Raw genomic sequence first — 19,384 nt, 5'->3', positions numbered from 1 at the left:
CCTAAACGCTGAACGCCCATTCGCCCTTGCGCTTGACCGGCTCGCTCGATCCGTCGGCATGGACGCCGTCGATATCGACCTGGTCGGAGCCGATCATCCAGTCGATATGGATGAGGCTCTTGTTGCCGCCCTGGGCGAAGATCTGATCCTGGGTCAGGGTCTTGCCGTCCTCGAAGCAGTCGGCATAGCACTGGCCCATGGCGATGTGGCACGAGGCGTTTTCGTCGTAGAGCGTGTTGTAGAACAGGATTCCCGAGGCCGAGATGGGCGAGGAATGGGGCACCAGCGCCACTTCGCCCAGGCGCCGCGCGCCCTCGTCGGTGTCGAGCACCTTGTTGAACACTTCCTGGCCCTTGCTGGCCTTGAGCTCGACCATGCGGCCGTCCTCGAAGCGCGCCTGGATGTTTTCGATCAGCGTGCCGTTGTGCGACAGCGGCTTGGTCGCCGAAACCGTGCCCTCGACGCGCAGGCGATGCGGCGTGGTGAAGACTTCCTCGGTCGGGATATTGGGGTTGCAGGTGACCCCGTTCTTGGCTTCCGAGGCGCCGCCTTTCCAGCGATGGCCGTCGGCAAGACCGACTGAAAGATCGGTGCCGGGGCCCTTGTATTTCAGGGAGGCGAACTTCTTGCCATTGAGCCAGGTCCAGCGCGCCTTGAGATTGGCATTGTGCTGCTTCCACTCGGCAATGGGGTCGTCGCGATCGACACGGCTTGCCTTGAAGATGGCGTCGGCAAGCTTGGCGATCGCCACGTCTTCGGGATCGTTGGGGAAGACCAGCTTGGCCCAGTTCGGCGTCGGATAGGACACGATGTTCCAGTTGATGTCGAAGCCGGTGATCAGCTCGAGCGCCGGACGGTAGGCCGCCGAATTGGCGCGGTTGGCGCGCGACACCTTGTCGGGGTCCTCGTTGGCCAGCATCATCGGGTTGTCGCCCGAAATGGCGAGGCGCGCGGCGTTGTTGCGATAGGCTTCGGCCATTCCCTGGTAGAGCCAGCCGGCGGCGCGATCAAAGCTCGCATCCCTGGCGTGACGGAAGCGGGACAGGGTGGCTTCCTCGTCGGAATAGATCGTGGTGACCACACCCGCGCCGGCCTTGTAGGCATGCTCGGTGATGCGGCGCACCAGCGGCGCCGATGTCATCGGCGCAGTGATGATCAGGTCCTGGCCTTCGGCCAGCTGCAGCCCGACCTTGATGGCGACTTCGCCGAGCTTGTCGAGCTTGACCGGATCGATGGGGGAATTGCTCATTGGGCAAAAAGCCTTCTTGCTCTTGAATCGGTTGGCCACAAGCCTATCGCCCGATTGCGGAAGGCGCCACCCCGGCGCAAACGACCGGTTTCTTGACCCCGATCAATTCCCCGCCACCGGCACCATGCCAAATGGATGTATCGACATCCAAGGAGGCTTTGCCATGTTCGTGCTCGTTGCCGCTGTCGGCGCCATCTTTTCGGTTTTCGCCCTGGGCCTGGGCTATGCACAGGTGCAGACCCGCGGCCTGGTCGGCCCGGGTGCGCGCCTGCCTGAATAACAGCGAGACGTGACCATGCGCCGGCCGGCAGGGATGCCTCCGGATCTGGGTGATTGATGGTGCCCCGAGACGACTTTCGCCTCGTGAGTAGTAAAATATGAGACGCAAGACGTCCCGGGGCGTCAGGATTTCCGGCCGATGAGCCAATCGAGCGCAGCTCGCATTGGCCTTCTTCCTTCCAATCGCTCCACTGGAGCGATTGGCCCTGCGGGACAGGGCGAAGGGTTTCGCTAGGGGGAACATTGCTGCCCCAACCCATCCCCGGACCCAGGCTCCGTAACGATTCAGAGCCCTCCCGACTGTCGCCGCGCGGTTGATCGTTGCAACCCCATCTCCACCCGGCTGATGGGTGGGAGTATCGCAGCCTTCAATGAGGCGGGGATAAGTCTCGACGTCTGTCCGAGCACGGTGCCGTCCTCGGTGGGTGGGCAAGTTGGAGTGCCATGGGGCGCGCGCCTCATCCCACGTAGACTGTCCAGACGTGTTGCACCCCTCCACTGCCTATCGGCTGCTTTCTCCCCCCGTAGACGGGGAAGGGTGAGCATCGCGCTCTTTGTCATTTGCGCCATTGGCAACTGCGAACGATTTGGCTACAAACCGTTCGTCGCTTCATTTTCAAACACGGGAGGCGTTGCATGAAACTATCGCACTATACCTCCCTCGCCGGCGACGTCCGACCTTAGGTCCTCGCCTGCCGCGGCCCGCCCTGGAATAGCTCCAGCGACCTGCCGCCCGCGGCCTTTCCGCTTCCTGCGCAGTCCGACCACCCAGCCGCTCCGCGGCGCTGCGCCTTTCATATTCCGTTTCAAGGAACCGGCTGCCGGAGAACGGCGCCGGATATCAAGATGAGTCGCAAGAAACTCGACTTCCGGGCCGATGCTTTCCGCAACGTGCTCGGCTTTACCTTCCGCCACTGGCGACACCAGCCGGTCCGCATCGCCGCCATTGCGCTGCTGGTCCTGTCGGCGACCGTGGCCGAAGCGCTGAGCCCGGTCTTTGCGGGACGCCTGGTCGATGCCGTGGCCTCGGGCCAGGGGAGCTGGGACATTGCCGTTTCGGCCTTCTGGTTCATGTCGGGCCTCTATCTGGCATCGGTGGCGCTGCGGCAGCTGGTGTTCCTCAACATCATTCCGCTGACGCTCAAGATGATGAGCAATGTGGCGGCGCAGGGTTTTCACCGGGTTCAGCGTTTTTCAACCGACTGGCATGCCAACAGCTTTGCCGGCTCCACCGTGCGCAAGATCACGCGCGGCATGTGGGCGCTCGACCTGCTCAATGACACGCTGTTGCTGGCGCTCCTGCCTTCGGTGGTGATGCTGGTGGGCGCGACCATCATTCTCGGCTCGTCCTGGCCGATCATGGGCCTTGTCGTGGGCCTGGGATCGCTCATCTATATCTGCGTCACCGTGTGGCTGTCGGTGGGGTTTGTCGCTCCGGCCGCGACCCTCTCCAACGCCTGGGACACCAAGGTCGGCGGGGCGCTGGCGGATGCGGTGAGCTGCAACAGCGTGGTCAAGGCCTTCGGCGCCGAGAGCCGTGAAGATGGCCTGCTCGACCGGGTCGTCGCCAAGTGGCGCAAGCGCACGCGGCGGACCTGGCGGCGCGGCACCTTTAATGGCGGCATCCAGGGCGTCATGATGGTGGCCATGCAGACCGCGATCCTGGGTACGGCGCTGATACTGTGGCAGAGCGGCGCCGCCAGCGCGGGCGACATCACCTTCGTGCTCACCATGTTCTTCCTGTTGCAAGGACACCTGCGCGACGTGGGCCAGCACATCCGCAACCTGCAGAAGTCGGTCAACGACATGGAAGAGCTGGTGAACCTGCATGCCCAGCCCCTGGGCATTGCCGACGCCAAGGGCGCCAAGCCGATCGTCATCGGCGAGGGTCACATCCGCTTCGATAATGTCACCTTCCAGTATGGCTCGCACCCGACGCCGCTCTACAAGGATTTCTCGGTGGACATCCGGCCGGGCGAACGCATTGGCCTCGTCGGTCATTCGGGCTCGGGCAAGACGACATTCGTGAAGCTGATCCAGCGGCTCTATGACGTGAAGGGCGGCGCCATCACCATTGATGGGCAGAACATCGCCGAGCACCAGCAGGCGAGCCTGCGCAACCAGATCGCCATCGTGCAGCAGGAGCCGATCCTGTTCCACCGGACCTTGGCCGAGAACATTGCCTATGCCCGGCCCGAGGCCAGCCGTGCCGAGATCATCGAAGCGGCCAGGCAGGCCAATGCGCATGACTTCATCATGAGCCTGCCCAAGCAGTATGAGACGCTGGTGGGTGAGCGGGGGGTGAAGCTTTCGGGTGGCGAACGCCAGCGTGTCGCCATTGCCCGAGCTTTCCTGGCCGATGCGCCGATCCTCATTCTCGACGAGGCGACATCAAGCCTCGACAGCGAGAGCGAGGTGATGATCCAGCAGGCGATGGAGCGGCTGATGCAGGGGCGGACCACGCTGGTAATCGCCCACCGTCTCTCCACCGTGCGGGCGCTCGACCGGCTGCTGGTCTTCGACAAGGGCCGGATCGTCGAGGAAGGCGACCACCAGGCACTGATCCGACTGAATGGCGGCATCTACCGGCGCCTGTTCGAGCGGCAGGCGCTGGAACTGACCAAGGGCCTTGTGGCCTGATGCGAAAAAGGGGCGCTGCGGCGCCCCTTTGTTCAGCTCGCGTCGCGGTTCTCGCGCTGATATTCGCGCTTTGTCTCGACCTCGGTGGTGACCTTTTCGCTCAAGCTCCGCTGCCGGTTACGCATGGTGCCGTAGATCATCGCCGCTGCCAGGACAACTACGCCCAGCGTCAGCAAAACCAGCCACATTGCCTGTCCGCCATATTCCATCGCCGTTCTCCTTTGACAGCAGGAACGGCTCGGCGGGCTGTGGGTTGCGTGGTTAGAAGGCCCGGCCTTCCTGCTCGCGCATATAGGCCTCTTCCTCGGGCGTGCTCTGACGCCCCAGCGCCTTGTTGCGGAACGGAAAGCGGCCAAAACGGGCAATCGTGTCGCGATGGGCGCGCATGTAGTTGGCAGCGTCCTCATTGCCCATGGCATCGAAGAGCCTCACGCCCTCGTCCTGGATCACCAGCGACTCGGCATGCATGAACGGCATGTAGAAGAACATGACCCGCTCGCGTTCGACCGCCATGTCGTGGCCCCCGGCAATGGCTTCCTGCGCGAGGGCGAGGGCCATCTTGTCCTGGGCGAAGGCCACGGGGCTGTTGCGATGGAGCTGGCGCGAAAACTGGTCGAGCACGACGAGTTCGGCGAGGCGCCCATCGGGCGTCTCCCGCCACGCCCAGGCTTCCCCACGCGCAACCTGCGCATGGAGATCCATGAACTGCTGGCAGCGATTGTCGAACTCGGCCTCGCCGCCGAACCAGTCGTCATAGCCGTGTTCGACGAACCAGAACCGGATGATGGCGTCGGGGCCTTGCATAGCATTCTCCACTTTCGCGACCGTCACCCTCGGGCCTGACCCGAGGGTGTTGCACTGACGGACTTTGAACAAGTGCAGAGCCCTCCGGTCAAGCCCGAGGGTGACGATCGTGGGTTGTCGCTAAGCCTGTAGTTCGAGCCGGATGCGGTTGCCCGAGGGATCGCGGGTCGCGAGATCGTTGCCGACGACGTCGAGCGGGGCGCCGGCCTTTTCCAACCGCGTCTTCAGCGCCGCGAGGCTTTCAGCATCGGGCAGCGCAATGGTGAACCAGCGCAGCCCCGCCGAACCGGCCGGCGGCAGCGCCGCATTGGGGCCGGACCAGACGTTGAAGGCCAGGGTATGAGGCATGTAGTCGAGCCCGACATCGCCCATGCCGAAGGATTCGATCAGCAGGAAGCCGGCAAAGCCCAGCACGTCGCGATAAAAGTCCATCGCCTGGTGCAGGTCTCGCACATGCACATGCACGTGGCCGATGCGGGTGCCCGAGGGCATGCGCGCCGCCAGCACCGGCGAGGGTCCGAGTTCGCCCAGGAGGCCATCGAGATCGATCGGCTCGCGGCCCGAATGCGGCTTGCCTTCGGCGGTGACGGCATAGGTCTGGCCCTTGTCCGGATCGCCCAGCGAACCGCGCCATGGCGTCTCGAAGGTGATTTCGATGCCATTGCCGTCGAGGTCCCAGAGGTAGATGGCCTCGGATACGAGATGGTCGGTGGGCGAGATGCGGACATTGCCTTGGAGCGCGCGCACCGCCATCTGCGCCAGGTCGACGCGCTTTGGCACGTGGATGGCGACATGATAGAGCCCAATGGTGCGCGGCACGACCGGACGCGTGGCGCCGGTTTCGAGCACGAGCAGAACGGTGCCGCCCGCGCCCATATGCAGGGCATTGCCGCGCTCTTCGATGAGATCGAGGCCAACGACGTCCTGCCAGATGGCGAGGGCTTTCTGGCGATCGGTGACGGCGAGATGGACGGGCCCCAGCTTGGTGGCGAGGGGCAGGATGGGCTTGGAACGGACATTGGTCTGGACGGATGTGTCGATCATCTCGACCTCCATGAATGGATCAATTGCCCAAGAGATAGCCCGCCCCGGTGGTTGCACAAAGAAGCCCGAGGCGAAGGCATCGTTCGCTGATCGGCACCAGTTAGAGCCCCGATCTCGCGGCGACCGCGCTCCATTCGGCCATCAGGCCATCGCGGGCGCGGAGGCCGGCGGTCACCTCATGGCGCTGGTCGTCCTGGTTGAGCCGCACGAAGACAACGCGGCGGTCGTCCTTTTCGGCCCAGCCCACATACCAGCCCCAGCCGCTGGCATAGTCGAAGCTGTAGTCGGCGCGGCGCGGATAAGCCGAGCCGGTCTTGCCCCAGACCTGCCAGCCATCGGCCATGCCGGGACTTTCGAGGAGGCCGAGCGCGCCCTCGGTCGCCGCTTCGGAGACCGGGAGATGGCCGAGGATCAGCGCGGCCATGAAGGCGATCTGTTCCATGGGCGAAATCTGCAGCGAGGACGAGATCCAGGAGCGCTCTAGGCCGTTGTCGCGGCCGGGATCGCCGGAAAAGTCGGCGTTGCCGTAGTTGAAGCGCCTTGCATAGTCGGTGAGCGCCTCCATCCCGAGCTGTTCGGTCAGGCGCTGCGAATACCAGACATTGGAATAGTGCATCCACATGGTCGGGTCGGTGTCCTGCCGCCAGGCCGCGACCCAGTCGGGATAGCCTTCCCTAAACGGATATTTCGGCTCGGTGGGCGAAGTGATGATGCCGGCATCAAAAGCCATCACCGCCAGGGGCAGCTTGAAGGTCGAGGCGGGCGTGACCCGCGTTTCGCAGTCGCCTTCGGACAGGAGGATTTCGCGGCTGACCGGCTCGACGACCAGGGTGCAGATGGTGCGCGCCGATGCGGGTACGGTGGCCAGCGAAAGCACGACGAAGACCAGCGCGGCGAGTGGTTTGATCTTGTACATCTGTGCTCCAATGGCAGCGGCGTTTGCCGATTCATTTTTACACAAATCCGGCCCAATCGCGGCAGCCTCAGCGGATCAAGGTCGTTTCCATCCTCATGCTTAGCAAATCCTTCTTCGACCGCCCTGCCCCCGAGGTCTCCCGCGACCTGATCGGGGCAACTTTGCTGCATGAGGGCGTGGGCGGCGCCATTGTCGAGGTGGAAGCCTATGACGAAGCCGACCCGGCCTCGCACAGCTTTGCGGGGCCAACACCGCGCAACCGGGTGATGTTCGGGCCGCCGGGCCATGCCTATGTCTACAAGATCTACGGCATCCATTATTGCCTCAATTTCGTCTGCCGGCCGGGCAGCGCCGTGCTGATCCGGGCGCTCGAACCGGTTTTCGGGCTCGAGACCATGCGCGAGCGGCGCGGGGCCATGCCGGACAAGAATCTCTGCTCGGGACCGGGCAAGCTGGCGCAGGCGCTGGCTATCGATCTCACGCAGAATGGGCTGGCGCTCGACGCTCCGCCCTTCGAGATCGGTGCGGCCGAGATGGGCCACGACATTGCCACCGGCACGCGCATTGGCATCACCAAGGGCGTCGAGACGCCGTGGCGTTTCGTCAAGGCCGGATCGCCCTTTCTCAGCAAGCCCTTGCCCAAGGCCACGCGGGAATTGTGAATCCAATCGGGGAACCGCTCCGGCTTCGCATCGTTGGGGGACCAGGCCGGTGCGCGTCAACCGGACGCGGCGATAGTAGGGCTTTTGGTGCGGTTTTTCCGGTTTCCCGCATCAGTCATTCAACCTGACCCAGGCCTTTGTCTCGCCCGCACCGCGCCAACCTTTTCAAGGATGCAGGAGGGGATCATGCCCCAAGGAGACAAGGGCGCCTATACCGACAAGCAGAAGCGCAAGGCCGAGCATATCGAGGAAGGCTACGAGAAAAAGGGCGTCAGCCACAAGGAAGCCGAGGCGCGCGCCTGGGCCACCGTCAACAAGGACGATGGCGGCGGCAAGAAGTCGGGCTCCGGCCGCGGGAAGGATACCGGCCACCCTGCCTCCCACAAGGGCGGCAAGAAGGGTGGCGAGGCATCGGCCAGCCGCTCCGCCGCCGAACGCTCCGCATCGGCCAAGAAAGCCGCCGCGACCCGCAAGCGCAATGCCGAGAACCACGCCCACACTTAAGGAAAAGTCCATGTCCGATTCCGGTGCCGCCAAGCCGATTAACCCGCCCCAGACGCAGGACCATCAGCCCGGTCGCGAGACCGAGATGCATCCCAAGCCCGAATATATGCCGAAATTCCCCGGCAATGGACGGCTCAAGGACAAGGTCGCGATCATCACGGGCGGCGACAGCGGCATCGGCCGGGCCTGCGCGGTGCTGTTTGCCCGCGAGGGCGCGCAGGTGGCGCTGGTCTATCTCGAGGAAACCGAGGACGCGGCGATCACCGCCGATGCCGTCAAGCGCGAGGGCAAGGAAGCCCTGCTGCTGCGTGGCGACGTGGCCGATAAGACCTTTTGCGACAATGCCGTCGGCCAGGTGATCGAGAATTTCGGCAAGCTCGACGTGGTGGTCAACAATGCCGCCGAGCAGCATCCGCAGAAAGAATTGACCGACATCTCGCCCGAGCAATTGCGCGAGACCTTCGAGACCAATCTCTTCGGCTATTTCTATTTGACCCAGGCCGCCCTGCCCTATCTCGAAAAGGGCGCCGCGATCGTCAACACCACTTCGGTGACCGCCTATCGCGGCTCGCCCGAGCTGGTGGACTATTCGGCGACCAAGGGCGCCATCGCCGCCTTTACCCGCTCGCTGTCGGGCCAGCTCGCCGAAAAGGGCATTCGCGTCAATGGCGTGGCGCCCGGCCCGATCTGGACGCCGCTGATCCCGGCGACCTTTCCGGCCAAGAAGGTGGCCGAGTTCGGTTCGACCCAGCCGCTCAAGCGCGCCGGCCAGCCCAATGAAGTGGCGACCTGCCACCTGTTCCTTGCCTGCGACGAGAGCTCCTACATCACCGGGCAGGTGCTGCACCCGAATGGCGGGGAGATCATCGGAGGTTGATCGCCCGCGATGTTGCCTCCCCCGCGACCCCGTGATTCAACAGGGTCGTGGAAGCCATTGAGTCGCTCGACCTGTTCTCGCCCCATCGCCACGAGCGGCCCAGCCCGCTCGCGGTTCTGCGCGACATTTTCGGACATCGGGAATTCCGTGGCCAGCAGGCCGATGTTATCGACCATGTGGCCGAGGGCGGCGACGCCGTGGTGCTGTTTCCAACCGGCGCCGGCAAGTCCATGTGCTATCAGATCCCGGCCATCTGCCGGACAGGCGTCGGCATCGTCGTCTCGCCGCTGATCGCGCTGATGCGCGACCAGGTGGAGGCGCTGAAACAGGCGGGGGTGGCTGCCGCGGCACTCAATTCATCGCTGAGTCAGGAAGAAAGCGCCGAGGTTCGGCGTAAGCTGCGGCGCGGCGAGCTTGACCTCCTTTATGTCGCGCCCGAGCGGGTGGCGACGCCCGGCTTTGCCAATATGCTGGCCGATACGCAGATCGCGCTCTTCGCCATCGACGAAGCCCATTGCGTGAGCCAGTGGGGCCATGACTTCCGCCCCGAATATCGCGAGCTCATCCACCTCGTCGAACTTTTTCCCGGGGTGCCGCGTATCGCGCTGACGGCGACAGCCGATCCGACCACGCGCGAAGATATCATCGAGCGGCTGGGCCTCGAACAGGCCCAGGTTTTCACCACCAGCTTCGACCGGCCCAATATTTCCTATTCCATTGTCGAGCGCGACAAGCCGCGCGAGCAGTTGCTCGAATTCCTGGCCGGCCACAAGGGCGAAAGCGGCATCGTTTATTGCCTTTCCCGCGCCAAGGTCGAGGACATAGCCGACTATCTTTCGGGCAAGGGTATTCGCGCCCTGCCCTATCATGCCGGCATGAGCGCCGATTTGAGGAGTGCCAACCAGGACGCCTTCCTCAAGGAAGAAGGCCTTTGCCTGGTGGCCACCGTGGCCTTCGGCATGGGCATCGACAAGCCCGACGTGCGCTATGTGGCGCATATGGACCTGCCGGCCTCGATCGAGGCCTATTACCAGGAAACCGGCCGCGCCGGACGCGACGGCCAGCCCGCCGACGCCTGGATGAGCTATGGCCTGGCCGATGTGGTGCAGCGCCGCCGTATGATCGACGAGGGCAATGCGCCCGACGAGATCAAGCGGCTCGAACACGGCAAGCTCAATGCGCTGCTCGGCGTCTGCGAGACCGCCTCGTGCCGCCGCCAGGCCATTCTCAACCATTTCGGCGAGGCCCATGCCGGCAGTTGCGGCAATTGCGACACCTGTCGCTCGCCGGTCGAAAGCTGGGACGGCACCGAGGCCGCCATCAAGGCCATGGCCGCCATCTACCGCACCGGCATGCGCTTCGGCGCCGCCCATGTCATCGACGTGCTGGTAGGCAAGGAAACCGAAAAGGTCACTCGCTTCGGCCACCAGCACCAGAAGGTTTTTGGTCAGGGCCAGGAGCTCGACGCCAAGGCCTGGCAGTCGGTGATCCGCCAGATCACAGCCATGGGGCTGATCGTGGTCGACCACGCCAATCATGGTGCGCTGACGCTGAGCGAGGGCGCACATTGCGTCTTCAAGCGCGAACGCAGCGTCACCCTGCGCAAGGACCGGCCGAAAAAGGCCGTCGAGGTCCGGCGCTCGCTGGCGCGGTCAGTCGACGTGCCCGAGCATGCGCGGCCGCTGTTCGATGCCTTGCGCGCGGAGCGGCTCAAGCTGGCCAAGGCGCAGGGTGTGCCGCCCTATGTGATTTTCCACGACGCGACGCTCAAGGCCATGGCCCTGGCCCAGCCGACCCATGCGCATGACATGCTCAACCTGCCCGGCGTCGGCCAGGGCAAGCTCGACAGGTATGGCGAGGAGTTTTTGGCGGTGGTGCGGCGGCATCTGGTGGAGTCTGCATGAGCAAGGCACCCTCACCCGCCGCTTCGCGGCGACCTTTCCCCGCAGGGAAAGGTGGAGAAGGGACCGCGGCGTCGCGCAGCGACACCTCCCCCTATGGGGGAGAGGTCGGCCGCAGGCCGGGCGAGGGGGCCTTGGCATGGCACACGGTGTGAAACGCCCCCGCCTGCCCGTGATCGACATCGCGCGTGGCGTCGCCATCGTCGCCATGGTGATCTACCATATCTCGTGGGACCTCTGGTTCTACCGCTTCATCCAGGCCGATGTCGGCTTCGATCCGGCCTGGGTGTTTTTCGCCCGCTCCATTCTCTTTGCCTTCATGGTGCTGGTCGGTGTCGGCCTCGTGCTCGGCCATGGCGATGGCATGCGCTGGAAAAGCTTCTGGCGGCGGTGGCTGTTCGTTGTGGGCGGCGCGGCGCTGATCACGCTGGGCACCTGGTTCGCCTTCCCTGACAGCTTCGTCTATTTCGGCGTGCTCCACGCCATTGCGCTCTGCAGCCTCCTCGCCCTGCCCCTCCTCTTCACGCCGGTCTGGCTGACCGGGGTCGTGGCCATTGCCGTCATTGGCCTCCATTTCGTTTTTGCCGATCCGCTGTTCAACGAGAAGGTGTTTTCCTGGATCGGCTTCTGGGTGGTGCCGCCGCCGACCAATGACCTCGTTCCGGTGTTTCCGTGGTTCGGCGTCGTGCTGCTGGGCGTGATCGCCATGCGGTTGGTTCGGGGCACTGCGGTGGAAGCACGGCTCGCATCGATCCAACCCAACAACGCTGTCGCCCGCCTCCTGGGGTGGATGGGCCGCTGGAGCCTCGTCATCTATCTCGTGCACCAGCCGCTGCTTCTAGCGATCATCGTGCCCCTGTCCATGGCCATGGGTACGCAGGAAGCCAGCCGCGACATGGACTTCCTCAATTCGTGCCAGGCGAGCTGCGAAGCGAGCGGCACGACGGCGGCGCTCTGCGCCATCTATTGCCAGTGCGGGCTCGAAGGCGTCGAACGCGACAATCTCTGGGAGCCGGTCTTCTCCGGTCTTGTTTCGGCCGAGGACCAGGCCAAGCTCGATGCCAATAACCGGCAATGCTCGGCGCTGATCTATCCCGAGCTCGAGACGCCTACTCCGCCAGCTCCGGAAAATACGTCGCCGCCGCCGGCGCCAGAAAGTCCCTGAGATCGGACAGCGGCACGGTGATGAGATCGGCCGTGCAGACCGAAATCACATGCGGATAGCCTGACGCGGTGAAGACCACCGAGGGACCGGGTGCGAAGCGCAGACCGAGATGCTCGGACAGCGCTTGTTCGCCATAACAGGTCTCGTCCATCTCCAGGTCATCGAAGAGGACGTCGGTCGGCAGGCGCTCGCGCACATAGGCGATGAGTTCCTGGCTCGGCCCCCAGACATATTCCGCGGGGGCCGCCTCGGCCACGGCGGCGTCAACGATGTCCGAGGGGGCGGCGCCCCATTCGCGCGGCACCCAGGCGGAGAAGATGTCGCGCATGTCCAGCGCTTCCCCGGTCGCGGTGTCGAAGGTGAAGCTGTCCGAGTGATTGTAGGGATGGGCGCCGGTGCACCAGAGGCTGCCGGACTGCGTCCAGCTCACGAGGCGCGGCGAAACATAGGTCAGTTCCACCAGCTCGCTGTCATAGTCGCCGAGGTGCCCGCCGCGGATGCTGTTCTGGCTCTGCAAACCATAGCTGGCATACTGATAGGCGAGGCAATCGAAGGCCGAAAGGTTCATGCGCCCGTGGCGGTCGGCGAGGATGCGGTTGATCGGCTCGACGCTTTCGCCGCCGGGCAGGGAGACGACGCGCGGGAAGGCAAATTTCGTGCGCGGATCGACAACGTCGCGATATTCGGCGCCGCCCAGCGTGCGCACGGGGCCCTCCTCCAGGGGCACATCGAGCAGTGCCATTTCGTAGGGCGCCGTGGTCCAATCCAGCGGGCCGCCATCGGAGAAGGAAAGATAGAAGGACTGCTCGTGAAGCGACAAAGCCGTGGCATTCTCATCGTCACCGAGGGGGCGCCAGGCGATGACGTCCAGCACCAGATCATCCACATCCGCCTTCTTGCCCGCGCCCTGGCGTGTGCCGGTCGCCACGAGGTTGTTGGCGTCATAGGTCAGTTGCCAGGTGGCGGCGACGGGCGCTTCGAGCACATCGCCGCTGTCGTCGAGCACGCAATCGGCCTCGCCGCAGACGGCCTCTTCGTGGAGAATCCAGGTGTCGCCCTGGTTGGAAACCGGAACCAAGGGAATGTCCCCACCGGTATCGAGATAGGCGAAGCGTCCGGCCACGCCACCATCGCTGGGCTGGGTGATCTCGACGACGATCTGCCGTCCATCGAGAACGCCGCCAAAGGTCAGGGCCGCGGCAAAGGCCGGCGTAGCAGACAGCGAGACCAGCAAGGCAAGGGCAATGCGCATGGATGAAACTCCCGTTTGCGCTGTCCTAGCATGCCGCGATGAATGGGGGATGAGTGAAAGTGAGGGCGCTGCCCCCCACCTAACCTCCCCCTGAAGGAGAGGGAGGGACCGATCGAGACTGACCGCTGCGCCGGTGCAGAGCGCGAACCTGCTCCTCCCCCCTACAGGCGGAGGCTGGGTGGGGTCTCACGTACTCGCGGCCTTGGCATTGGCCTGGGCCACCAGTTCGTCGGGGATGTCGTCGAAGCTGGCATAGTTCATGTTGTAGAGGCGCGAATAGAGGCCACCCAGTTCCATGAGCTGATCGTGGTTGCCCTCTTCGATCTTCTCGCCATTCTGCAAGACGATAATGCGGTCGGCGCCGCGGATGGTGGCGAGGCGATGGGCGATGACCATGCCGGTGCGGCCTTCGAGCAGGATTTCGAGCGCCTTCTGGATCTGCCGCTCGGTATAGCTGTCGATATTAGCTGTCGCCTCGTCGAGGACGAGGATCTTCGCATCGGCCACCAGCGCACGGGCAAAGCTCAGAAGCTGCCGCTGCCCCAGCGACAGGTTGGAGCCACGCTGTTCGAGCACGGTGTCATAGCCATTGGCGAAGCGGGAGATGAACTCGTGCGCGCCTACCGCCTTGGCGGCATTGACCACATCCTCCCGCGTGGCCGAGGCCTTGTTGTAGCGGATGTTCTCGAAGATCGTGCCGGTGAAGAGGAACTGCTCCTGGAGCACCATGGCAACCTGTTCACCCAGGCTCTCCTGGGTCACGTCCCGGACGTCATGCCCGCCGACGACCACGGCGCCGCCCTGCACTTCGTAGAAGCGGTGCACCAGCGCCATGGCCGAGGTCTTGCCCGAGCCGGTGGGCCCCACAAGCGCAACCGTTTCACCGGGATTGACCTTGAACGACACGTTTTTCAGCACCGGGCGGCCCGGATCGTAGCCGAAGACCACGTCGCGGAATTCCACCGAACCGTCCATGGCGCCCGTCAGCTTCACCGCATCGGCCTTGTCCTCGATGACGGTGGGCAGATCGAGCACTTCAGTGATGCGGCGGCCCGAAGTCATGGCGCGCTGCATGATCGAATACTGCATGGTCAGCGAGCGGATGGGATCGAAGAAGCGCTGGATATAGAACAGGAAGGCGACGATGACGCCAACCTGCAGCGTGCCGTTGAGCACCATGGCGCCGCCCACGACCACCACTGTGGCCATGGAAATGCCGGTGAGGCTGTCGACGATGGGCACCATCACCTGCGCATATTTCGAGCCGGTGAGCTGGGTGCGCAGGTTGTGGTAGGCCTTGTCGTCATAGAGGTCGAAATTGACCTTCTGCCGGTCGAGGTTCTGCACCGTGCGCACGCCGTTGATGCCTTCGGCCATGGCGCCATTGGTCAGCGAATTGGTCTCATGCGCGGCCCAGAAGGCCCGCTTGGCCGGCGGCAGCCAGAAGATGCGGATGATGAACAGTGTCGGCATGGTGATCAGCGTCAGGAGCCCGAGCCACGGATCGAGGCTCAGGAGCACCACGATGATGCCGCCGAGGAGCACGATGTCTCCGACCGAGACCACCGAGGTCTCGAGGAATTCCTGCATGGAATTGACGTCGCCCTGGAGACGACTCATCAGGCGGCCGACCTCGGTCTTGTCCATGAAGCTCAGCGACACGCGCTGGAGCTGGGCGAACATGGCGCGGCGCATGTCGAACAGCACGTTTTCGGCCACCTGCCCCACTTCGGTTTCCTGCACATAGGAGGCGCCGAAATTGAGCAGCACGGCGAGCGCAAAACCCGCGACGGCCCAGCCCAGGGCAGAGGGGTCGCCGCCAGCCACGAGGCCGGTGTCGATGGCGTTGCCGATGATTAGCGGAATGGCCAGTTGGGTGCCGGTAAAGACCAGCACGGCCAAAACCGAGAGATAGATCTTCATCCGATAGGGGCGAACAAAGGCCCAGATGCGCCTGACCGTCTTGGGGTCATAGGCCTTGCCGAAAACCTCTTCCTCGATGCGATGGCTGCCCACCGAGGCGCGGGGAGGCCGCTGGCCCGGGAAGGCGGCGACTTCGCGTTCGTCTTCGTCAACTACGCTCATTCTGCCGCCTCCAGATCGTCGGTGGGCCTTGTCTGCAGGTCATAGAGCGCGCTGTAGCGGCCGCCCAGCTCGAGCAGTTCGGCATGGCTGCCGCGCTCGACGATGCGGCCATCCTCGAGGAAAAGGATCAGGTCGGCATGCATGAGCGAGGACAGGCGATGGGCGATGATCATGGTCACCCGGTCGCTGGCATAGCGCCGGATGGCCGAGCGGATGCGGTGCTCGGTGCCGGCATCGATGGCGGCGGTGGAGTCATCGAAGACCATGACGGCGGGTTTCAACACCAGCGAGCGGGCGATGGAGAGACGCTGGCGCTGCCCGCCCGACAGCGACACGCCGCGTTCACCGACGACCGTGTCGTAATCGGCGGGCAGGCCCATAATGTAGTTGTGCAGTTGCGCGCTTTCGGCGGCCTTTTCGATCTTGGTCTCCTTGGACCACGGATCGCCATAGGCGATGTTGTTCTCGATGGTCGTGGTGAAGAGGAACGTGTCCTGCTGCACCACGGCGACCGAGCGGCGAAGGCTCTGCAGGGTGACGTCGCGCACATCCTGGCCATCAAGGGTGATGCGGCCGGACGTGACATCGTAGAAGCGCGGAATGAGATGGGCCAGGGTCGACTTGCCGCTGCCCGGCGCGCCGACAATGCCGATGGTCTGGCCCGGCCGGGCCTCGAAGCTGATGCCGTTGAGGGCGGGCACGGAGGAACCAGGATAGGTGAAGTGCACATCCTCGAAGCGCAGCAGGCCCTCGCTGATCTTGAGCGGAGTGGCACCGGGCCGGTCGGCAATTTCTTCGGGCGCGTCGAGGAAGGCGTAGAAGCGATCGCCGCAGGTCTGGGCGCGGGCGAAGGAATTGACCATCAGGCCAAGCTGCCGCACCGGCATCTGCAGGATGGTCATGAAGGTCAAGAAGCTCGCCAGCGTGCCGACGCTCATCTCGCCCGCGATGACCTTGTTGCCACCGACCCAGAGAACGAGACCCATCGCGGCAAAGAAGGAGAAGGTCATCATCGAGGTATTCTTGACGCGGACCAGCACACGCTGATGCGCCAGCTCCAGCGCTGCCTTGGAGGCAGCGTCGAATTTGCCCAGTTCGTGGTTCTGCCCGGAAAAGGCCCGCACCACGCGAATGCCGCCGAGATTTTCTTCCATCACCCGGGTCAGCACGGAGAGCTTTTCCTGCAGCACCATCCAGGTGGCCCGCAGGGTCAACTGCGCCACCGAGGAGCGCCAGGCGACGAAGGGCACGAAGCTCAGCGCCAGGAGGCCCAGCAGCCAGTCGGTCGAGATCAGCATCCAGGCGCCGACCCCGATCAGCACGCTAAGCAGCACGGTGCGCACGAAGCCGGTGGCAAAGAACATGCGCACGCCATCGAGGTCGAGCAGGCCCAAGGTGATCAGGTCGCCCGAATGCACGCGGTCGTGGTAGGAATAGGAGAGGCGCTGGACCTTGTCGTAGAAAGCCAGCCGCAATTCGTAGCCGACATGGTGGCCGACGCTTTCCGAGAAATAGTTCTGGACCAGCGTGAACATGCCGCGCGCCACGGAAACGACCAGTAGCGTCGCTGCCGTCCAGAGCAGCGCCTGCTGCGGCCCCTCCCCGGCAACCGTCAGGATGTTCTGCGCCTGATCAATGGCCTGGCCGAGCAGCCGCGGGATCAGCAGTTGCAGAACCGAGGCCACGATGGTGGCCCCGATGGCAAGGCTAGCCTGAAACGGGTGTCGAAATGAAAACCGGGTGATGCGCATCAGCGGACCCATGCCCTTGCCGGCATGGGCGGCTGCAACATGGTCCCGAGCATCGCCGCGTGCACGTTCGCGGCCAGCCTTGAGGGTAATCAAGGAAGTATCCAGACGTCAGTTAGGTGGGACCCGAATGGGGGAGGCGGGAGGTCCGTCGACCGGCAATCGGGCAAATCAAATTACTCGCCTGCCTATAAAAGGCGCATCGCCCGTTCCATTCAAGATGCAAATTGCGCAAAAAATGCAACGTTGCGACGATTGTGTGACTGCGGGGTGACAGGCAGGGCACGGCGCACCGACTCTCCATACCCACCGCGCCGCCCTCGGACTTGATCCGAGGGCCACTATCAATGTGCGCAGGTTGAGAGCGGTCCTCGGGTCAAGCCCGAGGACGGCACAGTGGTTGTGGCAAACAATGACTCCAGCATGCCCCCATGCCGCAACTGATCTGGCGGATGGGCGCGGGCGGGTTCATCACTGGCCCATGTTTGCGCCCCTGACCTTTGCCCTCATCGCCTTCGCCGTCCTCCTCACCTCGACGCTGTCGGGTGTGTTCGGCATGGCCGGCGGGCTGGTGCTGCTGGCGATCCTGCTTGCCATGATGCCGGTGGCGACGGCCATTGCCGTGCAGGGCGCCATCCAGATCGTCGCCAATGGCTCGCGCGCCTGGTTCAGCCGCGAGCATATTGACTGGCGCGTGCTGGGCATCATCTGCACCGGCCTCGCCGCCGCGGCCATCCTGCTCTTGATCCTGCGCTACACGCCCGACCTCGCCACGGTGTGCCTTGCCATCGGCCTGATGCCGATCCTGGTCTGGATCCCCAAGGACTGGCTGGCGCTCGACGCACAGAAGCCGCTGCATGCCTTTATCTGCGGCTTTGTCGGGGGCGGGCTCAACCTCGCCGTCGGCGTATCCGGCCCCACGGTCGATGTCTTCTTCATCCGCACAGCCATGGACCGGCGCCGGATCATCGCCACCAAGGCGGCGACGCAGGTGATCTCGCATGCCTCCAAGGTCGTGTTCTATGGCGGGCTCGCCACCGCCATGGGCCAGGGCGACTGGCTGATGGTACTGATCGCAGCACCCTTTGCGGTGGCGGGCACCAATCTGGGCTACCACATTCTCCAGCGCATGACCGATGACGGCTTCCGCCACTGGACGCGGTGGGTCGTCACTGCCATTGGATTATTCTATTTCGTCCGTGGCTTGTCCTTGCTTCTTGGCTTCTGAATCTCCTGTTGAAGCATCGCCTTGGCCGGAAAACCGGTTCCCACTTTTCCGGACGATGCTCTATGGTGCCCATGGGAGACGACATGGCACCTTTCGACAGCGTAACCGCGCGCCTCATATTGCTTTTGGCCGAGACAGGCTCGATCGGCCGCGCTGCGGAGCGCGAAGGCATAGCCTCCTCGGCTGTGAGCCGGCGGGTTTCCGATCTCGAAGGGCGCCTGGGCGTGGTGCTGTTCGACCGCTCGGCCCATGGCGTCAAGCTCACCAAGGCCGGCGAAGCCTATGCCGAGGGGTGCCGCACGGTGCTGCGCTCCATAGCCGATCTCGATGCCATCATGGACGATTTCGGCTCCGGCCAGCGCGGGAGCCTCAGGCTCGCCTGCACCGGCTCGGCGCTGACCGGGCGCCTGCCGGAACTGCTCGCCAAATTTGCCGCCAAATATCCAGGCATCGAAATCGCCATCTCCGAGATGGGCGCCGCCAAGGCGCTGCTGGCGCTCGATGAAGGCCAGGCCGATATCGCCATCGTCTCGGACAATTACGACTTTTCCCGCTTCGATATCCGACCCTTCGAAGACGAGCGGGTCTGGGTGCTGGTGCCGCCCGAACACGACCTGGCCGGCCAGATCGAGCCGCGCAAGTCGGTCGCCTTCGCCACCGTGCTGCCCTATGCCATTGTCGGCATCCACCATGCCGGTTCGCTCGACCGCCTGTTGACCGAAGCCGCCGAAAAGCACGGACAGAAGCTCACCGAGGCGCTGCGCGTCGAGAGTTTTCCTGCCCTGGTGCGGATGGTCGAGGCCGGCTTCGGCATCGGCTTCCTGCGCTCGACGAGCCTGCACCTCCTGGCCGGTACGGATCTGGTCTGCGCGCCGCTGGCCGAGCCCTGGGCGATGCGGCAATTGCTGGTGGCGCGGCGCAAGTCGAGCCCGCTTTCGGCAGCGATGAAGAGCTTCGTGGCGCTGGCCAGCGAGACCTACCTGCCCTCCGCATAGATTAAGTCTGCGCTCCGCATAATTAATAAGACTGA

Annotated in this window: 16 protein-coding genes; 8 read left to right on the top strand and 8 right to left on the bottom strand. The window is 64.2% G+C overall.

Translation table 11 applies throughout. From position 1 onward, the window contains the following. Nucleotide 1: 1 nt before the first annotated feature. Nucleotides 2–1,249, bottom strand: a complete 1,248-nt coding sequence (locus tag JEQ47_RS15675; RefSeq protein ID WP_198877339.1) for an aminopeptidase — start codon at nt 1,247–1,249, stop codon at nt 2–4. 1,125 nt (nt 1,250–2,374) lie between these two features. On the opposite strand from JEQ47_RS15675, the gene JEQ47_RS15670 reads away from it, so the two are divergent. Beyond that, nucleotides 2,375–4,168: an ABC transporter ATP-binding protein gene (locus JEQ47_RS15670; protein WP_198877338.1), complete on the top strand. Its 1,794-nt coding sequence runs from the start codon at nt 2,375–2,377 to the stop codon at nt 4,166–4,168. 32 nt (nt 4,169–4,200) lie between these two features. Here JEQ47_RS15670 and JEQ47_RS15665 read toward each other — a convergent pair whose 3' ends face one another. From JEQ47_RS15665 to blaOXA, 4 genes are all read right to left on the bottom strand, one after another. After that, a complete protein-coding gene (locus JEQ47_RS15665; protein ID WP_198877337.1) occupies nt 4,201–4,377 on the bottom strand; it encodes a hypothetical protein in 177 nt (58 codons plus the stop codon). 52 nt (nt 4,378–4,429) lie between these two features. Next, a complete protein-coding gene (locus JEQ47_RS15660) occupies nt 4,430–4,972 on the bottom strand; it encodes a DUF924 family protein (protein ID WP_198877336.1) in 543 nt (180 codons plus the stop codon). Between the two features lie 120 nt (nt 4,973–5,092). Further along, complete coding sequence (locus JEQ47_RS15655; RefSeq protein ID WP_198877335.1) at nt 5,093–6,016, bottom strand: VOC family protein; 924 nt, start codon at nt 6,014–6,016, stop codon at nt 5,093–5,095. Between the two features lie 100 nt (nt 6,017–6,116). Beyond that, nucleotides 6,117–6,932 carry a class D beta-lactamase gene (gene blaOXA, locus JEQ47_RS15650; RefSeq protein WP_198877334.1) on the bottom strand — a complete coding sequence of 272 codons (816 nt, stop codon included), beginning with the start codon at nt 6,930–6,932 and terminating at the stop codon, nt 6,117–6,119. Nucleotides 6,933–7,027: 95 nt separating this feature from the next. On the opposite strand from blaOXA, the gene JEQ47_RS15645 reads away from it, so the two are divergent. The 5 genes from JEQ47_RS15645 (at nt 7,028) to JEQ47_RS15625 (ending at nt 12,041) form a co-directional block, all read left to right on the top strand. Further along, entirely contained in the window at nt 7,028–7,594 is a 567-nt protein-coding gene (locus JEQ47_RS15645) for a DNA-3-methyladenine glycosylase (RefSeq protein ID WP_198877333.1), read from the top strand. Between the two features lie 186 nt (nt 7,595–7,780). After that, a complete protein-coding gene (locus JEQ47_RS15640) occupies nt 7,781–8,098 on the top strand; it encodes a plasmid stabilization protein (RefSeq protein ID WP_198877332.1) in 318 nt (105 codons plus the stop codon). A 10-nt stretch (nt 8,099–8,108) separates the two neighbouring features. After that, the gene (locus tag JEQ47_RS15635; protein ID WP_198877331.1) at nt 8,109–8,975 is read left to right on the top strand and encodes an SDR family oxidoreductase; all 867 of its coding nucleotides are present in this window, start codon (nt 8,109–8,111) and stop codon (nt 8,973–8,975) included. Nucleotides 8,976–9,022: 47 nt separating this feature from the next. After that, nucleotides 9,023–10,879 (top strand): DNA helicase RecQ, encoded by a 1,857-nt coding sequence (recQ, locus tag JEQ47_RS15630; protein WP_198877330.1) that lies wholly within the window; start codon nt 9,023–9,025, stop codon nt 10,877–10,879. 136 nt (nt 10,880–11,015) lie between these two features. Then, nucleotides 11,016–12,041, top strand: a complete 1,026-nt coding sequence (locus tag JEQ47_RS15625) for an acetyltransferase domain-containing protein (RefSeq protein ID WP_198877329.1) — start codon at nt 11,016–11,018, stop codon at nt 12,039–12,041. On the opposite strand, the gene JEQ47_RS15620 is transcribed toward JEQ47_RS15625, so the two are convergent. The 3 genes from JEQ47_RS15620 to JEQ47_RS15610 all read right to left on the bottom strand — a co-directional run bounded on the left by JEQ47_RS15620 (nt 11,986) and on the right by JEQ47_RS15610 (nt 17,141). Beyond that, entirely contained in the window at nt 11,986–13,293 is a 1,308-nt protein-coding gene (locus tag JEQ47_RS15620) for a hypothetical protein (protein WP_198877328.1), read from the bottom strand. The genes JEQ47_RS15625 and JEQ47_RS15620 overlap by 56 nt on opposite strands. A gap of 186 nt (nt 13,294–13,479) precedes the next feature. After that, the gene (locus JEQ47_RS15615; RefSeq protein WP_198877327.1) at nt 13,480–15,378 is read right to left on the bottom strand and encodes an ABC transporter ATP-binding protein; all 1,899 of its coding nucleotides are present in this window, start codon (nt 15,376–15,378) and stop codon (nt 13,480–13,482) included. Next, nucleotides 15,375–17,141 (bottom strand): ABC transporter ATP-binding protein, encoded by a 1,767-nt coding sequence (locus JEQ47_RS15610; RefSeq protein ID WP_198877381.1) that lies wholly within the window; start codon nt 17,139–17,141, stop codon nt 15,375–15,377. The genes JEQ47_RS15615 and JEQ47_RS15610 overlap by 4 nt, the downstream gene beginning before the upstream one ends. Nucleotides 17,142–17,607: 466 nt before the next feature. Between JEQ47_RS15610 and JEQ47_RS15605 the strand changes: the two genes are divergently transcribed. Continuing rightward, nucleotides 17,608–18,354, top strand: coding sequence for a sulfite exporter TauE/SafE family protein (locus tag JEQ47_RS15605; protein WP_198877326.1), 747 nt, complete (start codon nt 17,608–17,610; stop codon nt 18,352–18,354). A gap of 83 nt (nt 18,355–18,437) precedes the next feature. Beyond that, entirely contained in the window at nt 18,438–19,349 is a 912-nt protein-coding gene (locus tag JEQ47_RS15600; protein ID WP_198877325.1) for a LysR family transcriptional regulator, read from the top strand. The last annotated feature ends 35 nt before the right edge of the window (nt 19,350–19,384 follow it).

It is taken from the genome of Devosia sediminis, from assembly GCF_016411825.1.
In the GTDB taxonomy this organism is placed as follows: Bacteria; Pseudomonadota; Alphaproteobacteria; order Rhizobiales; family Devosiaceae; genus Devosia; species Devosia sediminis.
The sequence above is the reverse complement of the archived record's forward strand: the minus strand, read 5'-3'. Positions and strand labels throughout refer to the sequence as shown.